The following is a 16794-nucleotide window of genomic DNA, read 5'->3' on the forward strand; positions in this document are numbered from 1 at the left end:
AGAGGCAGTGGACGGCTCGGACGGCGACGAGGCCCGTACCGGGAGCGCCGAGGCGCGCCCCGGTTCGAGCGCGCCCGCCGGACCATCCGCCCCGGGCGGCCCGCCACCCGGACGGGGCAAGCCGATCCGCAGACTCGACCGGGTGATCATCCGTTTCGCCGGGGACTCCGGCGACGGCATGCAGCTCACCGGCGACCGGTTCACCTCGGAGACGGCGTCCTTCGGCAACGACCTGTCCACGCTGCCGAACTTCCCCGCCGAGATCCGCGCTCCCGCCGGCACCCTGCCGGGCGTCTCGTCCTTCCAACTGCACTTCGCCGACCACGACATCCTGACCCCGGGCGACGCCCCGAACGTGCTGGTCGCGATGAACCCGGCCGCCCTGAAGGCCAATCTGCCGGACCTGCCGCGCGGCGCCGAGATCATCGTCAACACCGACGAGTTCACCAAGCGCGCGCTGGCCAAGGTCGGCTACCCGGCGGACCCGCTGACCGACGGCTCGCTGGACGGCTTCCACCTGCACAAGGTGCCGCTGACCACGCTGACCCTGGAGGCGCTCAAGGACAGCGGCCTGGCGCGCAAGGACGCCGAGCGGGCGAAGAACATGTTCGCCCTGGGCCTGCTGTCCTGGATGTACCACCGGCCCACGCACGGCACCGAGGCCTTCCTGCGCGGCAAGTTCGCCAAGAAGCCGCAGATCGCCGAGGCGAACATCCACGCCTTCCGGGCCGGCTGGAACTTCGGCGAGACCACGGAGTCCTTCGCGGTCTCCTACGAGGTGCCGCCGGCCAAGCTCCCGGCCGGGCGCTACCGCAACATCTCCGGCAACCTCGCCCTCTCCTACGGGCTGATCGCGGCCGCCGAGCGCTCGGGCCTGCCGCTGTACCTGGGCTCGTACCCGATCACCCCGGCCTCGGACATCCTGCACGAGCTGAGCAAGCACAAGAACTTCGGGGTGCGCACCTTCCAGGCGGAGGACGAGATCGCCGGCATCGGTGCCGCGCTCGGCGCCGCGTTCGGCGGGGCGCTCGGGGTGACCACCACCTCCGGGCCCGGGGTGGCGCTCAAGAGCGAGACGATCGGCCTGGCGGTCTCGCTCGAACTGCCGCTGCTGGTCGTGGACATCCAGCGCGGCGGCCCCTCCACCGGCCTGCCGACCAAGACCGAGCAGGCGGACCTGCTGCAGGCGATGTTCGGTCGCAACGGCGAGGCCCCGGTGCCGATCGTCGCCCCGGCCACGCCCGCCGAGTGCTTCGACGCGGCGCTGGAGGCGGCCCGGATCGCGGTCACCTACCGGACCCCGGTCTTCCTGCTCTCCGACGGCTACCTGGCCAACGGCTCGGAGCCCTGGCGGATCCCGGCCGTCGACGAACTGCCCGCCATCGAGCCGCGGTTCGCGACCGGGCCGAACCGCGAGGACGGTGCCTTCTGGCCGTACCTGCGCGATCCGCGGACGCTGGCGCGGCCCTGGGCGGTGCCCGGCACGCCCGGTCTGGAGCACCGGATCGGCGGCATCGAGAAGCAGGACGGCACCGGGAACATCTCCTACGACCCGGCCAACCACGACTTCATGGTCCGCACCCGGCAGGCCAAGGTCGACGGCATCACCGTGAAGCCGGTCGAGGTGGACGACCCCACCGGTGACGCCCGGGTGCTGGTCCTCGGCTGGGGCTCGACGTACGGGCCGATCACCGCCGCGGTGCGGCGGGTGCGCGCCGACGGCGGCGAGGTCGCCCAGGCGCACCTGCGCAACCTCAACCCCTTCCCGGCCAACCTGGGCACGGTGCTGAGGAGTTACGAGAAGGTCATCGTGCCCGAGATGAACCTCGGGCAGCTCGCCCTGCTGCTGCGGGCGAAGTACCTGGTGGACGCCGAGTCCTACAACCAGGTGCGCGGACTGCCCTTCAAGGCGGCCCAGTTGGCGGACGTGCTGTGGGCCGCGATCGGCACCCTGGACGAGGAGGACCACCGGTGAGTGACATCGACTCCGAGAAGCGTGGCTTCCCGTCGCTGCGGCTGGTGCCCAAGGCCGAAGCCCCGCAGAGCGCGCGGGACTTCAAGACCGACCAGGAGGTCCGCTGGTGTCCGGGCTGCGGTGACTACGCGATCCTGGCGGCGGTGCAGTCCTTCATGCCGGAGCTCGGGATCAAGCGCGAGAACACGGTGTTCGTCTCGGGCATCGGGTGCTCCTCGCGCTTCCCGTACTACATGAACACCTACGGGGTGCACTCGATCCACGGGCGGGCGCCGGCCATCGCGACCGGCCTGGCCACCTCGCGGCAGGACCTGAGCGTCTGGGTGGTGACGGGTGACGGCGACGCGCTGTCGATCGGCGGCAACCACCTGATCCACGCCCTGCGGCGGAACGTCAATCTGAAGATCCTGCTGTTCAACAACCGGATCTACGGCCTCACCAAGGGCCAGTACTCGCCGACCAGCGAGCTCGGCAAGATCACCAAGTCCACCCCGATGGGCTCGCTGGACGCGCCGTTCAACCCGCTGTCGCTCGCCCTCGGCGCCGAGGCCACCTTCGTCGCGCGCACCATCGACTCCGACCGCCAGCACCTGCAGTCGGTGCTGCGGGCCGCGGCCGAGCACGAGGGCACGGCGCTGGTGGAGATCTACCAGAACTGCAACATCTTCAACGACGGCGCCTTCGAGGTGCTGAAGGAGCCGGGCACCCGGGACGAGGCGCTGATCCGGCTGGAGCACGGGCAGCCCGTCCGCTTCGGTGCGCAGGGCGCGAGCGGCGTCTTCCGGGGCCCGGACGGCGAGTTGTTCACCGCGCCGGTCACGCCGGAGAACGAGGCCGAGGTGCTGGTCCACGACGCGCACGCGGCCGGCCCGGCCACCGCCTTCGCGCTCTCCCGGATCGCCGACGCCGACACCCTGCACCACACGCCGATCGGTGTGCTGCGCAGCGTCGCGCGGCCCGTCTACGACGAGCTGATGGCGGGCCAGCTGGCCGCCGCGACCGCCGACCGCGGCCGGGGCGACCTGGCCGCGCTGCTGGCGGGCAACGACACCTGGACGGTGGACTGACCGTCCTCGGACGTCGTTCCCGGACACGGTGCGACGCGACGCGGTGCCCCCGTCCCGGCCGGGACGGGGGCACCTGTCGTTCGCGCCGGCTCCGCCTACCGCTCGGCCCACTCCACCAGCTCGATCACCACCCCGTTCGGGTCGGCGACCTGGAGGAGCTTCTCGCCCCACGGCTCCTCGCGCAGGGGCAGGGTGACGGTGACCCCGGCCGCGCGCAGGCGGCGGTCCTCGGCGGCGACGTCCTCGACGACGAACGCCAGGATCACGCCGTCCGCGATCCGGTGGCGCTGGTCCTCGGGCAGGACTTCGAGGCCGCGCCGCAGGTAGACGACGTTCACCCCGCCGCCCGGATGGGCGAGCGAGACGAAGCCGTCGGCCGACATCTCCTCGGAGTAGCCGAAGTGGTCGCGCAGGAAGGCGGCGGAGGCGGTGACGTCCTCGACGGTCAGGGAGACGGCGGACCGGTTGATCTGCAAGGCGGAGAACCCTTTCGTCGGCGCGCGGGCGATTAGCCCGTACGCCGTACACTATACATAGTACGGAGAATTATGCCAGGGGGTGTGCCGGAAGCGGGCCGAGGGTCGGGAGCGGGCCGAGGGTCGGGAGCGGGCCCGGGGGTCGGGAGCGGGCCCGGGGGGTCGTGTGTGGGAGCCCTCGGGGGGCCGGTGTGGAACGCGTCAGTAGGAAGGGGGGCGGCCGGAGCGGCGACCCGGCCGCCGTCGTGCGGTCCGCCGTGCTCGGCCATGCCGCCTCCTTCCCGCCCGGGCGCCGGTCCGTGATCGGGGCGCGGGTGTTCGACCGCGCCGACGGCCGGGGTGCGGTCGGCATGGATACACTGCACCGAGTAGTTTCATCGAGGGTCGAGGCAGTGGAGGAGCGCATCGTGGCGGCGACGGGTGGAGCGGGGCGGCCGGAGAAGCGCAAGGCGATCACCCAGGCCGCGATGGTGGTGTTCGGCCGCGAGGGGTACGTGCGGGCCAGCATGGACGCCATCGCGGCCGAGGCCGGAGTGTCCAAGCGCACGGTCTACAACCACTTCGCCGACAAGGAGACCCTCTTCCTGTCGGTGGCGCTGCAGAACTCGGCCGAACTGACCGAGAAGGTCCGCGACTTGATGGCGAAGTACCTCGACCGGGTGGTCGACCTGCGGCAGGACCTGGTCGACTTCGCGGTCGAGCGGGCGCGCGCGGTGCTGTCCGCCGGGGAGCACGGGGCACTCGGCCGGGCGATCCGCGCCGAGGTGGCCAACATCCCGGCCGACGTCCTGGACGCCTGGCTGGAGGCCGGGCCGATCGCCTCGCTGCGCGACCTCGCGGCGCGCTTCGCGGCGCTCTCGGAGCGGGGGCTGCTCGCCGTCGAGGACGCCGGGCTGGCCGCCGAGCAGTACACCCTGCTGACCTTCCACGGCATCGCCGAGCGCTCCTTCTGGGGCGCCCTCCCGGTGGCGGACGAGGAGGTCGAGCGGATCGCGGCGGTCGGCGTCGACGCGTTCCTCCGGATCCACGGCGCCGAGCGGGCCTGAGCGCCGGGGCGGGAGGACGGCTGGGCGCCGGGCCGGGCGCCGGGCCGGATGGACCGCCGGGCGGGGACGGCAGTGCGCCGTCCCCGCCCGGAGTCCGTTCGGATCACTTCCAGTTGACGCCCTTGCCGAGGGTGTACGGGTCGCCCCAGTACTCGGCGCCCGCGATCTTCGAGGCCTCCGGCGACATCGCCACCGCGCAGGAGGTGGCCGACTGGCCGTTGGTGAAGCCCTTGGGCAGCGAGTCGCTCTTGCACTTGGGGAACGCGCCGATGATCAGCAGGTCCTGGGCCTCGGTGCCGTCCGCCAGCAGGCCCTTCATGTGGCCGACGCTGGTGAAGGACAGGTCGGTGCTGCCGGCGTTGGTGACCTTGTAGTGGATGTAGTACGGCACCAGCCCCTTGGCCTTGTCGCCCAGGTTGAGCGAGGTGAGGTCGGCCGGGTCGCCCTTCTCGATCGAGGTGACCGCGAGCGAGATGGTGCCCTTGGTGCTGCCCGAGCTGAACGGGATCGTGACGGCGTCGCCGACCTTGACCGTCGTCCCCGGCGCCGGACTGGCGCCGGCCGGGGCGGGGGCCGCGGAACCGGAGGCCGTGCCGCCCGCCGGGGCGGAGGTCGGGGCGGCCGGGGTGATGGCGCCGCCGCTCGGCGACGGCGCACCGGTCGCGGACGAGGCGGGCGGCGCGGCGGGCGGCGGCGTGGTGGCGGTGTCCGACGACGACGCGTCGTCGTTGCAGGCGGTCATGGTGAGTGCGCCGACCGCCGTCAGCGCGGCCAGGGCCAGGGCGCGGCGACTGCTGCGGATGGGCTTCATGTGACGTCCCCCGTCATTGCGGACCACCGGTCGGCGGCCCTCCTGAGTGACGTTCATAGCGCAGTCCGAGGAGCGGAGGCCACGATTTCGGCGCCCTCTTGACCGGTCCGTGACGAGGCCCACGCGGGTCCGTGACAAGGGATATCGAGTCGTGATCCGGTGGCGGGCCGAAGCGACCTCCGGGGGATCGCTCGTTCCTGTGCGATTCTGTCCGCCATGGTTTCGGAGATGATCGATCAGGCTCGTCGACTGGTGGCCCACCGCTTCCCGGACGCGCTCGCCGCCCTGCTGGCCGGGTCCTCGGCCACCGGACGTGCCACCGCCACCAGCGACCTCGACCTGGCCGTCCTGGTCGCGGACGGTGGCGGGACCTACCGCGAGACCGTGCGCTTCGAGGGCCGTACGGCCGAGCTCTTCGTCCACACCGGGACCGGCCTCGCCGAGCTGTTCGCCGTCGACGCCGCCTCCCGCCGCGCCGTCCTCCAGAGCATGTACGCCACCGGCCTCCTGCTGACCGACCCGGACGGCCACGGCGCCCGCGCCCGCGAACGCGCCGAGGCCGACCTGCGCCAGGGGCCGCCCGCCCTGGCCGCGGAGACGGTGGAGACCCGGCGGTACGGCCTGACCGACCTCCTGGACGACCTGGCCGACGCCGGGGCCGACGCCGGGGCCGGGGCCGGGGCCGGGAACGCCGGGGACGCCGTGGAGCGGCTGGCGATCGCCGGGGAGGTGCTGAACGCCGCCGCCGACCTGCTCTGCGACCACCGCCGGGCCTGGACCGGCACCGGCAAGTGGCTGCCGCGCCGCCTGCGCGAGGCCGACCCGGTGCTCGGCCCCGCCCTCCTCGACGGCCACCTGCGGCTGTGCCGGGACGGCGACCCGCGGCCGTTGGCGCGGGCGGCCCGCCAGGTCCTCGACCTGGTCGGTGGCCCGCTGACGGAGGGCTACCGCCGTACCTGGCACGGCACCATCGAGCGCACCGTGTAGCTCGGCCCCGCTCAGCGCGCGGTGAGCACCAGCTCGTTGTAGGTGGCGACGGTGGTGAAGCCGAGCCCTTCGTAGAGGCGGATCGCCGGGGCGTTGTCGGTGCGGACGTTGAGGCCCAGGTGGTCGGTGGTCGCGGCGAGGCGCCGGCACAGGGCGGTGACGCAGGCCCGGCCGAGGCCGCGGCCCCGGGCGTCCGGGTGGGTGGCCACGTTGCCGAGGACGGCGACCCGCTGGACGGGGGAGTGGACGTGCACGCCGGCGACGGCCAGCAGCCGGCCGTTCTCGCGGACGCCGACGTAGCCGCCGCCGGAGAGCATCCGCGGGTCGAACCAGGCCTCCGGGTAGGACTCGGCCAGCAGGGCGCGGGTGGCGGAGAGGTCGGCGTCCGTCAACGGCTCGGCCCGGTGGCCGTCCGGATGGCCGGCTCCGTCCGGGAGCGCGGAGGTGAGCAGCATCCGCAGCAGCGGTGTCCGGCGTTCCACCGCGTAGTCCGGTGCCAGGGCCCGCTCGGCGCCTTCCGGCAGCCCGGCCGTGAAGCGGCGGGGCAGGAACGGCCGCAGCTCGCCCAGCAGGGCCTCCAGCGGTGGGACGGCGGGCGGCCGGGCGAAGGCGAGCAGGACGGGGGTGTCGCCGCCGCTGAAGAGCAGGGCGACCGGGCCGTGCTCGGCGGAGGCGGTGTACCAGGCGGTGTTGGACCACGTGGGCTCGTCCAGGTCGCCGAGTTCGAAGAGGTGCAGTGCGGGGTCGGTGCGGAAGCGGGCGGCGAGCGCGGCGCGGTCGTGCAGGCTGATGAGGGGCACGCGGTCGAGGATAGGGCGGGCCGTCGGCGGCCGGTGTCCGCACCGGACGGGCGGCGGCCCGGTCCGCTCGTCGGCGCCGACGAGCGGACCGGGCCCGGGTGGGGTCAGACCATCCAGCGCTGGGCCGGGTCGTTGCCGTTGCACCCGGTCATCGAGGTGCCGCGGCCGACGCCGTTGGAGGTGAGGCACTGTCCGGTGGCCCCGTTGCGGAGCAGGTACCAGCCGCGGTCCGCGTCGGTGAGCCACCACTTCTGGTTGGCCGGCATCCAGTTCCCGGCCGGCTGGTTGAGGCCCTCCCGGCCCCCGGGGGTGTCCCAGAGCCGGACGGAGCCCGAGCGGGTGTCGAGGTCGACGACCTTGCCGCTGTCGGCGTGCGAAATGGCGGTGGTGCCGTCGCAGTAGCCCCAGACCGACCAGGTCTGGGCGGTGGACCAGTCGTTGGCCGAGTAGACGCCGACCCACTGGCCGTTGACCTCGTTGTCCTGCGGCAGGTCCAGGACACCGCCGGCGCCGTTGTACACCTTCTGCGGGATGTGGAGCGCGGGCGCCAGGTCGCACGGTCCGCCCTGGGCCGTCTGGGCCGTCTGGGCCGCCTGGGCGGCCTGGGCGGCCGGTGCGCCGGCCACGACCGCCCCCGCGACGGCCGTGACGGCGCCGAGCGAGGCGAGGAACCTACGGGTACGGGTGGGGGTTCGCATGGAGTTCTCCTTCTGGTGCGGTGTGACGTGGGGGCCGGACTGTCGGACCCCCGGGGTACCGTCGGCCGTGCTCCGGGGAGGGCGAGGACACGACGGGGATCGGAGGGAGCCGTCGGCTCGGAGGAGGTGTGCGGAGTCGGGCGCGCTCGGCGGGCCCACCCGCTCCGGCGGCAGCGGGACGGGCAGCGGGAGCCCCTGCGCGTGCGCCGGGCCGGGTGATCGGGGGCCCGGTCAGGCCTGGCCGAAGGTCTGGACGTAGCGGCCGTGGGCGCCGTGCTGGCGGGGCGCGCTGCCGACGCCGAGGTGCTGGAAGCGCGGGTCGAGGATGGCGTCCCGGTGGGGCGGGCTGTTCATCCACATCCGCATGGCCTCCGGCACGGTGTCCGCCGCGGCGACGTTCTCGCCGGCGAACCGGAAGGCGAAGCCCGCGGCGCGTACCCGGCGCCATGGTGTGCTGCCGTCGGTGCCGGTGTCCTGGGTGAGGTCGTGCGCCGTCATGTCGTCGGCGTGGCGCTGTGCGGCCGCGTTCAACCGGTCGTCCGGACGCAGCGGCCGGGCGCCGACGAGGGCGCGTTCGGTGTTGACCGCCGTCAGCATCTCGGTGCGGACGTCGGCGTCGGAGGGCTGCGGACGGAGCACCGACCGCCAGCGGCCGGTGGCGGTGCGGCCGGCGGGGAGGAGCTGCCACCGCTGGGCCGGATCGGCGTGGTCGCGCGGTGCCATGGCGAGCGGGGAGCCGGGGGCGCCCGCGGTGAGGAAGAGGTCGGCCTCGGCGGTCCGCGCGGTGCGGATCCGGATCCAGTCGTCACCGACGATCTCCAGGCTCCAGCGCTGGCCGGGCCCGCCGTCCAGTTCGGCCAGCGAGGCACGACACGTGGCGCGGTCGTAGTGCATGACCATGGCCTGCCCGGGGGCGTACTTCCCCCTGGTCAGCTGGGTCTCCAGCACCCAGTCGCCGTCCACGGCCCAGAACACCCACCCCTGGGTGGCGGTGCCGGCGCGCTCCCGGGAGTGCACCGGAGTGCCCCGGCCGTCGCGCCCGGGGCACAGGTCGACGACCGTTCCGTTCGCCGACCGGACCGTCCAGACCTGGCCGTTCCGTACGAGCGTGGGCATCTGTCGCGCCTCTCGTCGGTGGTGGCGCCCCGGGCCGCGACCTGCGGTCGGCGGCGGCCCGGGGCCTGACGGGAGAGACGTTTCCGCAGTGCGGTAGACGTGTGGTCAACGCGCGTAGCCGGACGTCGCGTTGATGCCCCGTCTACTCCGCCAGCAGCCCCCTGACCTGCGCCGCCTCCTCGTCGAGCCCCAGCCGCTCGTACAGCTCCAGGGAGTCCGTCAGGCAGGCCCTGGCCTGGCGCGGGCGGCCGAGGCCGGTGAGCGCGGTGCCGAGGGTGCGCAGCAGGGCGGCCTCCAGGGCGGCGCTGGTGCGGCGGGCGAGCGGGAGGACGGCCTCCGCGGCGTCGACGGCGAGCAGCCAGCGGCCGGCCTCGGCGTGGATGCGGGCGGCGAGGTCGCCGGCCGCGGCGGCGAAGACGGTGACCTGGAGGGTGGTGAACTCCTCGCGGGCGGCGACGGCGTGGTCGAGCGCCGCCTCCGGGTCCCCGCACAGCCGCAGCACCCGGGCGAGGTAGTAGCGGCCGATCGCGGCGGAGACCGGCCCCGAGTCGCTCATCAGACGGGCGCAGCGCTCGGCGGCGTCCCGGGCCTCGGCCAGGCGGCCGGTCTGGGCGGCGCTGAAGGCGAACTCGCCGAGCGCGCTTCCCTCGGCCCGCCGGGCGCCGAGGCGGTGGAACAACCCGGCGGCGCGGCCCGCGTGGTCGGCGGCCTCGGCGTAGCGGCCGTGCATCCGGGCGTTGCTGCCCAGGGTGATCAGGGCCTTGGCGAGCACCCGCTCGGTGCGGTCGTCCCGCTCGGACAGGGCGACGGCCCGCTGGATCTCCTCCTGGGACTCGGCGTAGCGGTTGACGTGCCAGAGCATGCTGCCGCGCAGGTAGCGGGCGAGGGCGAGCGGCCCGTCCTCGCCCCGTTCGGCGGCCCGGCGGGCGATGCGTCCGGCGAGGTCGACGATGACGGTGGTCTGGGTGCGTTCCGGGAGCACCGCGCCCATCCGGTCGGCGAGTTCGGCGGCGCGGTCGAGCGGCAGGGCGGGGTCGTCGCAGCTGAGCGCGATGACGGCGGCGTTCACCTCGGCCTGGTCGCGCATCCAGCGCACGGCGTCCGCGCCGTCGGCGATGGTCCGGCCGGGGGCGGTCACGGTGGCGCCGAGCAGGCTGAGTTCGGCCGGTTCGGCCTTGCGCGCGGCGAGGTCGGCGTTGCGGGCGGTGGCGAGGCAGAAGTCGAGCAGCCGGTCGGTGGCGGCGGTGCGGTCGGCGGGGGTGTCCTCGTCGGCGAGGCGGTCGCGGGCGTAGGCGCGGACCAGGTCGTGGAAGCCGTAGCGGCCGAACCGGGGGGACTGCAGCAGGTTCAGGTCGACGAGCTCTTCGAGGAGCCGGTCGGCCTCGTCCTCGGTGCGGCCGAGCAAGGCGGCGGCGCAGGGCAGCGGGAGGTCGGGGGCGTCGGGCAGCGACAGCAGGCGGAAGGCGCGGGCGAGTTCGGGGTCCAGCCGGTGGTAGGACAGCGCGAACGTGGCCTCCACCGCCCGTTCGCCGTCGCTGAGTTCGGCCAGCCGGTGCTCGTGGCGCAGCCCGTCGGCGAGTTCCGCGAGGGTGAGCGCGGAGTCGGCGGCGAGCCGGGAGGCGACGATGCGGATCGCGAGCGGGAGCAGCCCGCAGGCGCGCACGACCTCCTCGGCGGCCGCGGGTTCGGCGGCGACCCGCTCGGCGCCGACGATACGGGTGAGCAGGTCCAGCGCCTGCTCCGGCGGCAGGGTGTCCAGGCGCAGCTGGTGGGCCCCGGCGAGGCCGGCCAGCCGGTGGCGGCTGGTGACCAGGACGGCGCAGCCGGCCGAGCCGGGCAGCAGCGGTTCGACGTGGTCCGGGGTGGCGGCGTTGTCGAGGACGACCAGGACGCGCCGCCCGGCCAGTGCCGAGCGGTAGAGCGCGCTGCGTTCGCCGGTGTCCGGCGGGACGTCGGAGGGGTCGACGCCGAGCGCGCGCAGGAAGCCGGCCAGGACGGTGCCCGGGTCGGGCGGGGTGCGGTCGGCGCCGCGCAGGTCGGCGAAGAGCTGTCCGTCGGGGAAGCGGTCGCGGACCTGCCGGGCGACGTGCACGGCGAGGGTGGTCTTGCCGACGCCGCCCATGCCGTCCAGGGCGGAGACCACCACGGCCCGTCCGCCCGCGGCGGCGAGGCGGTCCAGGAGGGTTCCCACCTCCTCCGAGCGCCCGGTGAAGTCCGGCAGGCCGGAGGGGAGCTGGTCGGGCGCCTGCCAGCTGTCGCCGACCGGCTCGGGGGTGGCCCCGGCGGGCCGCAGGGTGGCGTCCTCGCGCAGGATGCGCAGCTGGAGCGCGGCCGGGCCCGGCGCGTCCGGCGGCAGCGACGGTCGGGCGTCCTCGTACACGGCGAGCGCCTCGGCCTTGCGGCCCGCCTGGTAGAGGGCGCGCATCAGGACGGCGGTCAGCCGGGGCCGACCGGGGTGCTCCAGGGCGAGCGCCTCGGCCTCGGCCGTCAGGTCGGTGCGGTCGCCGAGTTCGGCGTCCAGCTCCAGTTGGGTCTCCTTGGCCGAGATCCGCTGTTCGAGCAGACGGGCGCGGACGGCTTCGGCGTGCGGCCCGGGCAGTCCGGCGAGGGGTTCGCCCGCCCACAGCCGCCGGGCGCGACGCAGCACCTCGCGCACCTCCTGCGGCGGCGCGTCCGCCGCGCGCAGCCGTTCGGCCTCGGCCAGCAGCGCCGTCCAGGCGGCCGCGTCCACCTCGGCCCCGGGCACCCGGAGCGCGTAGCCGTCGCCGATCCGCAGCAGCGGCAGCCGCTGCGGATCGTCCCCGGTGTACGGCCGGAACGCGCTGCGCAGCCGGGAGACGGCCAGCTGGACGGCCTTGCGCGGGTCGGCCGGCGGAGCCCCGCCCCACACCCCCTCGACCAGCACCGGGACGGACACCGTCCGCCCGGCGGCATCCAGCAGGACGGCGAGCACGGCCCGCTGCTGCGGTCGGCCCAACTCCAGCTCCTGCTCCCCGCACCAGGCCCGCAGCGGCCCCAGAAGTGCGAACCGCAGCCCGGCTCCCCCCACGTCACCCATGTCCCGTCCCCGAAGGTCGTCTCGCGCCGGGATCCCGCCACTTCCGTCCGGACAGCGGCGCCCCCATACCCCGGCGGCCTATGCTTTGTCACTGATTGTGCACCGGAACGGGGACTTCGGGGAGCTTCGGGGAGTGGGCTGTGGGGCTCGAATTCCGCGTGCTGGGGCCGCTGCGCGCCCGGTACGACGGCCGTGAGATCGACCTCGGCCGACCGCAGCAGCGGGCCGTGCTCGCCGCGCTGCTGTTCGCCCCCGGGCAGCTGGTGCCGACGGACCGGCTGGTCGAAGGGCTGTGGGGCGAGGACGACACCCGCTGGCCGAAGGATCCGGTGGGGCAGATCGGCACCCATGTGCACCGGCTGCGGCGGGCGCTGGGCGTCTCCGGGCTGCTGGTGGCGACCGCGGGCGGGTACCGGCTGGCGGTGCCGCGCGAGGCCGTGGACCTGTTCCGCTACGAGGGCGCGGTGGCGGAAGCCGTCGCGCTGCGTCACCAGGACCCGGTCCGGGCGAGGGAGTTGCTGGTGGCGGCGCTCGCCTCCTGGGAGGGCGACCGCGCGCTGGACGGCGTGCCCGGCGGATTCGCCGAGCGGACCCGGGAGCGGCTGGCGTCCGGGCGCTTCGCGGCGGTGAAGACGCTGTTCGACCTGGAGCTGGGGCTCGGACGGCACGCCGGCGCGGTGGAGCCGCTGGCCGAGCTGGCGGCCGCCCACCCGCAGGACGAGGAGGTGCACCGGTTGCACCTGCTGGCCCTGCACCGCTGCGGCCGTACGACGGAGGCGCTCGCGGCCTACGAGGCGCTGCGGGACCGGCTGGACGCGGAGCTGGGGCTCGAACCGGCACCCGCGGTGGTCGAACTGGCCGATCGGATCCGGCGCGGCGAGGCGCCGGTGCTGCTGCGCCGGCTGCCGCGACCGAGCCAACTGCCGCCGGACATCCCCGACCTGGTCGGCCGGGCGGCGCTGGTCCGGGAGGCCGAGCGGGCGCTGCGCGCGGACGGGGCGCCGGTGCTGGGCCTGTCCGGCCCGGCCGGCAGCGGGACGTCCGCGCTCGCCGTGCACCTCGCCCACGTCGTCCAGGACGCCTTCCCGGACGGGCAGTTGTACACCGCGGGCGGCGAGACCGGCACGGTGCTGGCCGGTTTCCTGCGGGCGCTGGGCGAACGGCCCGCCCCTTCGGCCGGCCTCGACGAGCTCTCCGCCCGCTACCGGGCGGCGCTGGCCGGCCGACGCGTCCTGGTGGTGCTCGACGGACTGCCCGAGCCCGCCCCGCTGCTGCCGGGCGTGCCCGGCTGCGCCGCCGTGGTGGCGGGCGCGGAGCCGGGCGCCCTGCCCGGCGGCGTCGTACGGCTCGCGGTGGGACCGCTGGAACCGCCCGACGCCCATGAACTGCTGGCCCGCATCGCCGGCGCGGACCGCCTCCGGCAGGAGCCGGAGGCGGTGGCCGAACTGGCCGCCCTCTGCGGGCACCTGCCGGTCCTGCTGAGGGCGGCCGCGGAACGCCTCGCGGCCCGGCCCCGCTGGTCGGTGGCCGACCTGGTCGGCTGGTTCACCGAGCGCGGCTGAGGGCCGGGCTGTCGGGCGGTGGTCTAGTACGGGTCGGAGCTGTTGAGCGAGTTCCAGCCGGAGTCGCTGCTCTCGGGTCCTCCCGCGATGGAGACGGCGAGTCCGCCGTAGCCCCAGACCACCAGCGAAGCCCGCTGGACGAACATGGTCTTGAAGGTGTTGCTGGCCCAGCAGACGCGGTTGTTGGCGCCGTAGACGACGAAGTTCCCGTCGCCCTGCATGATCGCCTTCTGGCCGCAGCCCCAGGTCCCGGGGGCGGCCCACCTCGCGTAGGACGGTGCGCCCTCGGGGGTCCGGTAGACCATGAGGTTGCCGTCGGTCTGGAGGACGAGCCGGGTGTAGCCCGTGTCGATGTACTGACCTTGGTAGAGGATGCCGGGCTCGGCCATGGTGGCCCTGGGCAGCTGGTCCGGCTCGGTCGCCTGCGCCGTCCCCGCCGACACCATCGTCCCGGCCAGCGCCAGCACACCGGCCGCCGCGCCGAGGGCCGTGCGCCGCAGCGTCTTCGTCGCCTTCATGTCCCCGTGTTGCCTCTCTCGTCCGTCGGCGCCCGCGAGGTCTTCGGAGCGTCCGGAGACGATCATGCGCGAAGGCGGTAGACAAACGATGAACGTCTCATTGAGGCGCCCGCCGGGGCGTTCGACGTGAGCGCGGGAGCGGGAAGCCGGCCCGGCCGACGTCCCGCTCCGCCGGACTCGCTACTGCTTCGGGGACAGGGACGTCAGGGGCGTGGTGACCCGGGTCTCCCAGGCCTGCTCGAGTGCGCGGGTGAACGTTTCCGCGGGCTGGGCGCCGGAGACGCCGAGACGGCGGTCCAGGACGAAGAACGGCACGCCGGTCGCGCCCATCGCGCTCGCCGTCGTCTCGTCCTCGCGGACCGCGTCCGCGTAGGCGTCCGGGTCGGCGAGCACGGCGGCCGCCGCCTCGCCGTCGAGGCCGGCCTCGACGGCCAGCTCGACCAGTCGGCCCTCCTCGAACGCGGAGCGCTGCTCGGCGAAGTTCGCCCGGTAGAGGGCGTCCAGCAGCCGCCCCTGCCGGCCGTGCTCCGCGGCGAAGTGCAGCAGGCGGTGCATGTCGAAGGAGTTCGCCGCGTCGCGGCCCTCGCTCAGGTAGGGCAGCCCCTCGCCGCGCGCGTTCTCGGCGATCCGCGCCTCCGCGGCCTCGGCCTGTTCCAGGCTCATCCCGTACTTGGCGGCGATCAGCGGCACGACGGGCCGGGCCTCGTGCGGTGCCCGCGGGTCCAGCTCGAAGGAGCGGTGGACGACCTCGACCTGGTCCCGGTGCTCGAAACCCTCCAGGGCCCGCTCGAACCGCGCTTTGCCGATGTAGCACCACGGGCAGTTGATGTCACTCCAGATCTCGACGCGCACGGTGTTGCTCTCCTTCCGACCCGCGCGGACCTCCCGCGCCGACGCCGGGTGCAACCCGTTCGGCGACCTGGATATTTCAGGACAAGAAATATCCAGGTGTCCCGCCGGGGCCGGGTGCCGCCCGGACCGGCCGGACCGCCCGGACCGGCCCGGCCGCCGGGCCCGCGCCCGCCCTCGGCCGCCTGCACCGGCTGTTCGGCCGGAGCCAGGGTCGCCGGTCAGTCCACGCCGGGGAGCGGTTCCTGGTCGACCTCGAACCGCGCGACCCGCTCCGCCGGGTCGCGGCACTCCGGCCCAAGCCGCAGCATCCGCGACTCCGGGTCATGCAGCGGCCGGTGGCAGCGGCGGCAGGTCACCCGGGGGCGGAGGGTCTGCGCGGTGTCCGTACCGGGGAGCGGCTCAGGGCTGGTCATGGGGAGACGGTAGCCGCCCGCCGCCGCGCCGTGCCGGGGGTCCGTCCGTCCCGCCGCCCCCGGTCCGTCCGTCCCGCAGCCCGGCCCAGCCCGGCCCAGCCCGGCCCAGCCCGGCCCAGCCCGGGCCAGCCCGGGCCGGCCCGTCCACGCCGTGCCGGGGCCCGGCCGCCGCGTGAAACGATGGCCCCCATGGCCACCGACCGCAGCAGTGCAGGAGACCCGGCGCGCACCCTCGCCCTGCTCTGGGGGCTCACCGCCGAGGAGAAGCCCGGTCGGCGCGGGCCCAGGCAGGCGCGCTCGACGGGTGAGGTCGCCGCCGCCGCGATCGCCCTGGCCGACGCCGAGGGCGTGGACGCCGTCACCATGCGCCGGGTCGCCCAGGAACTCGGGGTCTCCCCGATGGCGCTCTACACCTACGTGCCCGGCAAGGCCGAGCTGCTCGACCTGATGCTGGACACGGTCTACGCGACGATGCCCCGCAGCACCCCCGCCGACGAGGGCTGGCGGGCCCGGGTCGCCGCCGTGGCGGACGACAACCGGGCGCTGTACCGGGCCCACCCGTGGGTCGCCGCCGTCTCCACCAGCCGCCCGCCGCTGGGGCCGGGGCTGATGGCCAAGTACGAGTACGAGCTGCGCGCCTTCGAGGGCACCGGGCTGCCCGACGTCGAGCTGGACGCCGCGCTGACCCACCTGCTCGGCTTCGTCCAGACCTGCGCCCGGATGGCCGCGGACGAGCGAGCCGCCCGGCAGGACAGCGCGATGACCGACGAGCAGTGGTGGGCCGCCAACGCCGAGCTGCTCGCCCGGGTCTTCGACCCCGGGCGCTACCCGGTGGCCGCCCGCGTCGGCGCCGCCGCCGGTGCGGCGCACGGTGGCGCGTACAGCCCGGACCACGCGTACGCCTTCGGCCTGGCCCGCGTTCTGGACGGGCTGGAAGCCCTCGTCGCCCGCCGCTAGGACGGGCCCAGGGGCCGGCTCATCCGGCGGTGGGCCGCCCGTCGTACGCCTCCCGCGCGTCGTGGACGGCGCACATCCGGGACTCCACCCAGTGGGCGAGCGCGGAGACGTACTCGGCCGCCTCCAGTCCGAGCGGGGTGAGGCTGTAGTCGACCCGCGGCGGGATCACCGGGTGGGCCTCGCGCAGCACGAAGCCGTCCCGCTCCAGGGTCTGGAGGGTCTGCGCGAGCATCTTCTCGCTGACCCCGGCGACCCGTCGGCGCAGCTCGCTGAAGCGGTATCCGCGCTCGCGCAGGGCGATCAGCACCAGGACCCCCCAGCGGCTGGTCACGTGCTCCAGCACGCCCCGGGAGGGGCACATCCGGTCGTAGACGTCGGGCACCCGGTCGAGCAGTGACCGCTCCTCGTCGATTACCTCCATGTCAGTACCGTACTTCAAAGTACGTACTATCCAGAAG

Annotated in this window: 16 protein-coding genes; 6 read left to right on the forward strand and 10 right to left on the reverse strand. The window is 74.8% G+C overall.

The genetic code is table 11. The annotated features are described in order from the left end of the window. The first annotated feature begins 7 nt into the window (after nucleotides 1-7). Entirely contained in the window at nucleotides 8-1975 is a 1968-nt protein-coding gene (locus tag ACZ6Y7_RS26960) for a 2-oxoacid:acceptor oxidoreductase subunit alpha (RefSeq protein WP_465760610.1), read from the forward strand. A gap of 5 nt (nucleotides 1976-1980) precedes the next feature. Continuing rightward, nucleotides 1981-3042, forward strand: coding sequence for a 2-oxoacid:ferredoxin oxidoreductase subunit beta (locus ACZ6Y7_RS26965; protein WP_465760611.1), 1062 nt, complete (start codon nucleotides 1981-1983; stop codon nucleotides 3040-3042). A gap of 95 nt (nucleotides 3043-3137) precedes the next feature. On the opposite strand, the gene ACZ6Y7_RS26970 is transcribed toward ACZ6Y7_RS26965, so the two are convergent. Next, complete coding sequence (locus tag ACZ6Y7_RS26970) at nucleotides 3138-3518, reverse strand: VOC family protein (protein WP_465760516.1); 381 nt, start codon at nucleotides 3516-3518, stop codon at nucleotides 3138-3140. A 392-nt stretch (nucleotides 3519-3910) separates the two neighbouring features. Here ACZ6Y7_RS26970 and ACZ6Y7_RS26975 point away from each other — a divergent pair, with 392 nt between their 5' ends. After that, nucleotides 3911-4564 (forward strand): TetR/AcrR family transcriptional regulator, encoded by a 654-nt coding sequence (locus tag ACZ6Y7_RS26975; RefSeq protein WP_465760517.1) that lies wholly within the window; start codon nucleotides 3911-3913, stop codon nucleotides 4562-4564. A 103-nt stretch (nucleotides 4565-4667) separates the two neighbouring features. Here the strand turns inward: ACZ6Y7_RS26975 and ACZ6Y7_RS26980 are convergent, their stop codons facing one another. Then, nucleotides 4668-5375: a hypothetical protein gene (locus ACZ6Y7_RS26980; protein ID WP_465760518.1), complete on the reverse strand. Its 708-nt coding sequence runs from the start codon at nucleotides 5373-5375 to the stop codon at nucleotides 4668-4670. Between the two features lie 228 nt (nucleotides 5376-5603). On the opposite strand from ACZ6Y7_RS26980, the gene ACZ6Y7_RS26985 reads away from it, so the two are divergent. After that, nucleotides 5604-6362 (forward strand): nucleotidyltransferase domain-containing protein, encoded by a 759-nt coding sequence (locus ACZ6Y7_RS26985; protein ID WP_465760519.1) that lies wholly within the window; start codon nucleotides 5604-5606, stop codon nucleotides 6360-6362. Between the two features lie 11 nt (nucleotides 6363-6373). On the opposite strand, the gene ACZ6Y7_RS26990 is transcribed toward ACZ6Y7_RS26985, so the two are convergent. The 4 genes from ACZ6Y7_RS26990 to ACZ6Y7_RS27005 form a co-directional block, all read right to left on the reverse strand. After that, complete coding sequence (locus tag ACZ6Y7_RS26990; protein ID WP_465760520.1) at nucleotides 6374-7162, reverse strand: GNAT family N-acetyltransferase; 789 nt, start codon at nucleotides 7160-7162, stop codon at nucleotides 6374-6376. Between the two features lie 104 nt (nucleotides 7163-7266). Next, on the reverse strand, nucleotides 7267-7860 hold the full coding sequence (locus tag ACZ6Y7_RS26995) for an RICIN domain-containing protein (protein WP_465760521.1): 594 nt from the start codon (nucleotides 7858-7860) through the stop codon (nucleotides 7267-7269). A 231-nt stretch (nucleotides 7861-8091) separates the two neighbouring features. Further along, entirely contained in the window at nucleotides 8092-8976 is an 885-nt protein-coding gene (locus tag ACZ6Y7_RS27000; protein WP_465760522.1) for a CAP domain-containing protein, read from the reverse strand. A 142-nt stretch (nucleotides 8977-9118) separates the two neighbouring features. Next, complete coding sequence (locus ACZ6Y7_RS27005) at nucleotides 9119-12034, reverse strand: AfsR/SARP family transcriptional regulator (protein ID WP_465760523.1); 2916 nt, start codon at nucleotides 12032-12034, stop codon at nucleotides 9119-9121. Nucleotides 12035-12174: 140 nt separating this feature from the next. Here ACZ6Y7_RS27005 and ACZ6Y7_RS27010 point away from each other — a divergent pair, with 140 nt between their 5' ends. Further along, on the forward strand, nucleotides 12175-13596 hold the full coding sequence (locus ACZ6Y7_RS27010) for an AfsR/SARP family transcriptional regulator (RefSeq protein WP_465760524.1): 1422 nt from the start codon (nucleotides 12175-12177) through the stop codon (nucleotides 13594-13596). A 23-nt stretch (nucleotides 13597-13619) separates the two neighbouring features. On the opposite strand, the gene ACZ6Y7_RS27015 is transcribed toward ACZ6Y7_RS27010, so the two are convergent. From ACZ6Y7_RS27015 to ACZ6Y7_RS27025, 3 genes are all read right to left on the reverse strand, one after another. Continuing rightward, nucleotides 13620-14114 carry a hypothetical protein gene (locus ACZ6Y7_RS27015; RefSeq protein WP_465760525.1) on the reverse strand — a complete coding sequence of 165 codons (495 nt, stop codon included), beginning with the start codon at nucleotides 14112-14114 and terminating at the stop codon, nucleotides 13620-13622. A gap of 180 nt (nucleotides 14115-14294) precedes the next feature. Then, nucleotides 14295-14966 (reverse strand): DsbA family oxidoreductase, encoded by a 672-nt coding sequence (locus ACZ6Y7_RS27020; RefSeq protein WP_465760526.1) that lies wholly within the window; start codon nucleotides 14964-14966, stop codon nucleotides 14295-14297. A 218-nt stretch (nucleotides 14967-15184) separates the two neighbouring features. Continuing rightward, on the reverse strand, nucleotides 15185-15379 hold the full coding sequence (locus tag ACZ6Y7_RS27025) for a DUF6011 domain-containing protein (protein ID WP_465760527.1): 195 nt from the start codon (nucleotides 15377-15379) through the stop codon (nucleotides 15185-15187). Between the two features lie 189 nt (nucleotides 15380-15568). On the opposite strand from ACZ6Y7_RS27025, the gene ACZ6Y7_RS27030 reads away from it, so the two are divergent. Next, nucleotides 15569-16336: a TetR/AcrR family transcriptional regulator gene (locus tag ACZ6Y7_RS27030; RefSeq protein ID WP_465760528.1), complete on the forward strand. Its 768-nt coding sequence runs from the start codon at nucleotides 15569-15571 to the stop codon at nucleotides 16334-16336. A 19-nt stretch (nucleotides 16337-16355) separates the two neighbouring features. Here the strand turns inward: ACZ6Y7_RS27030 and ACZ6Y7_RS27035 are convergent, their stop codons facing one another. Further along, complete coding sequence (locus tag ACZ6Y7_RS27035; protein ID WP_465760529.1) at nucleotides 16356-16757, reverse strand: winged helix-turn-helix transcriptional regulator; 402 nt, start codon at nucleotides 16755-16757, stop codon at nucleotides 16356-16358. Between the last annotated feature and the right edge of the window lie 37 nt (nucleotides 16758-16794).

The organism is Kitasatospora sp. NPDC053308 (assembly GCF_055585785.1).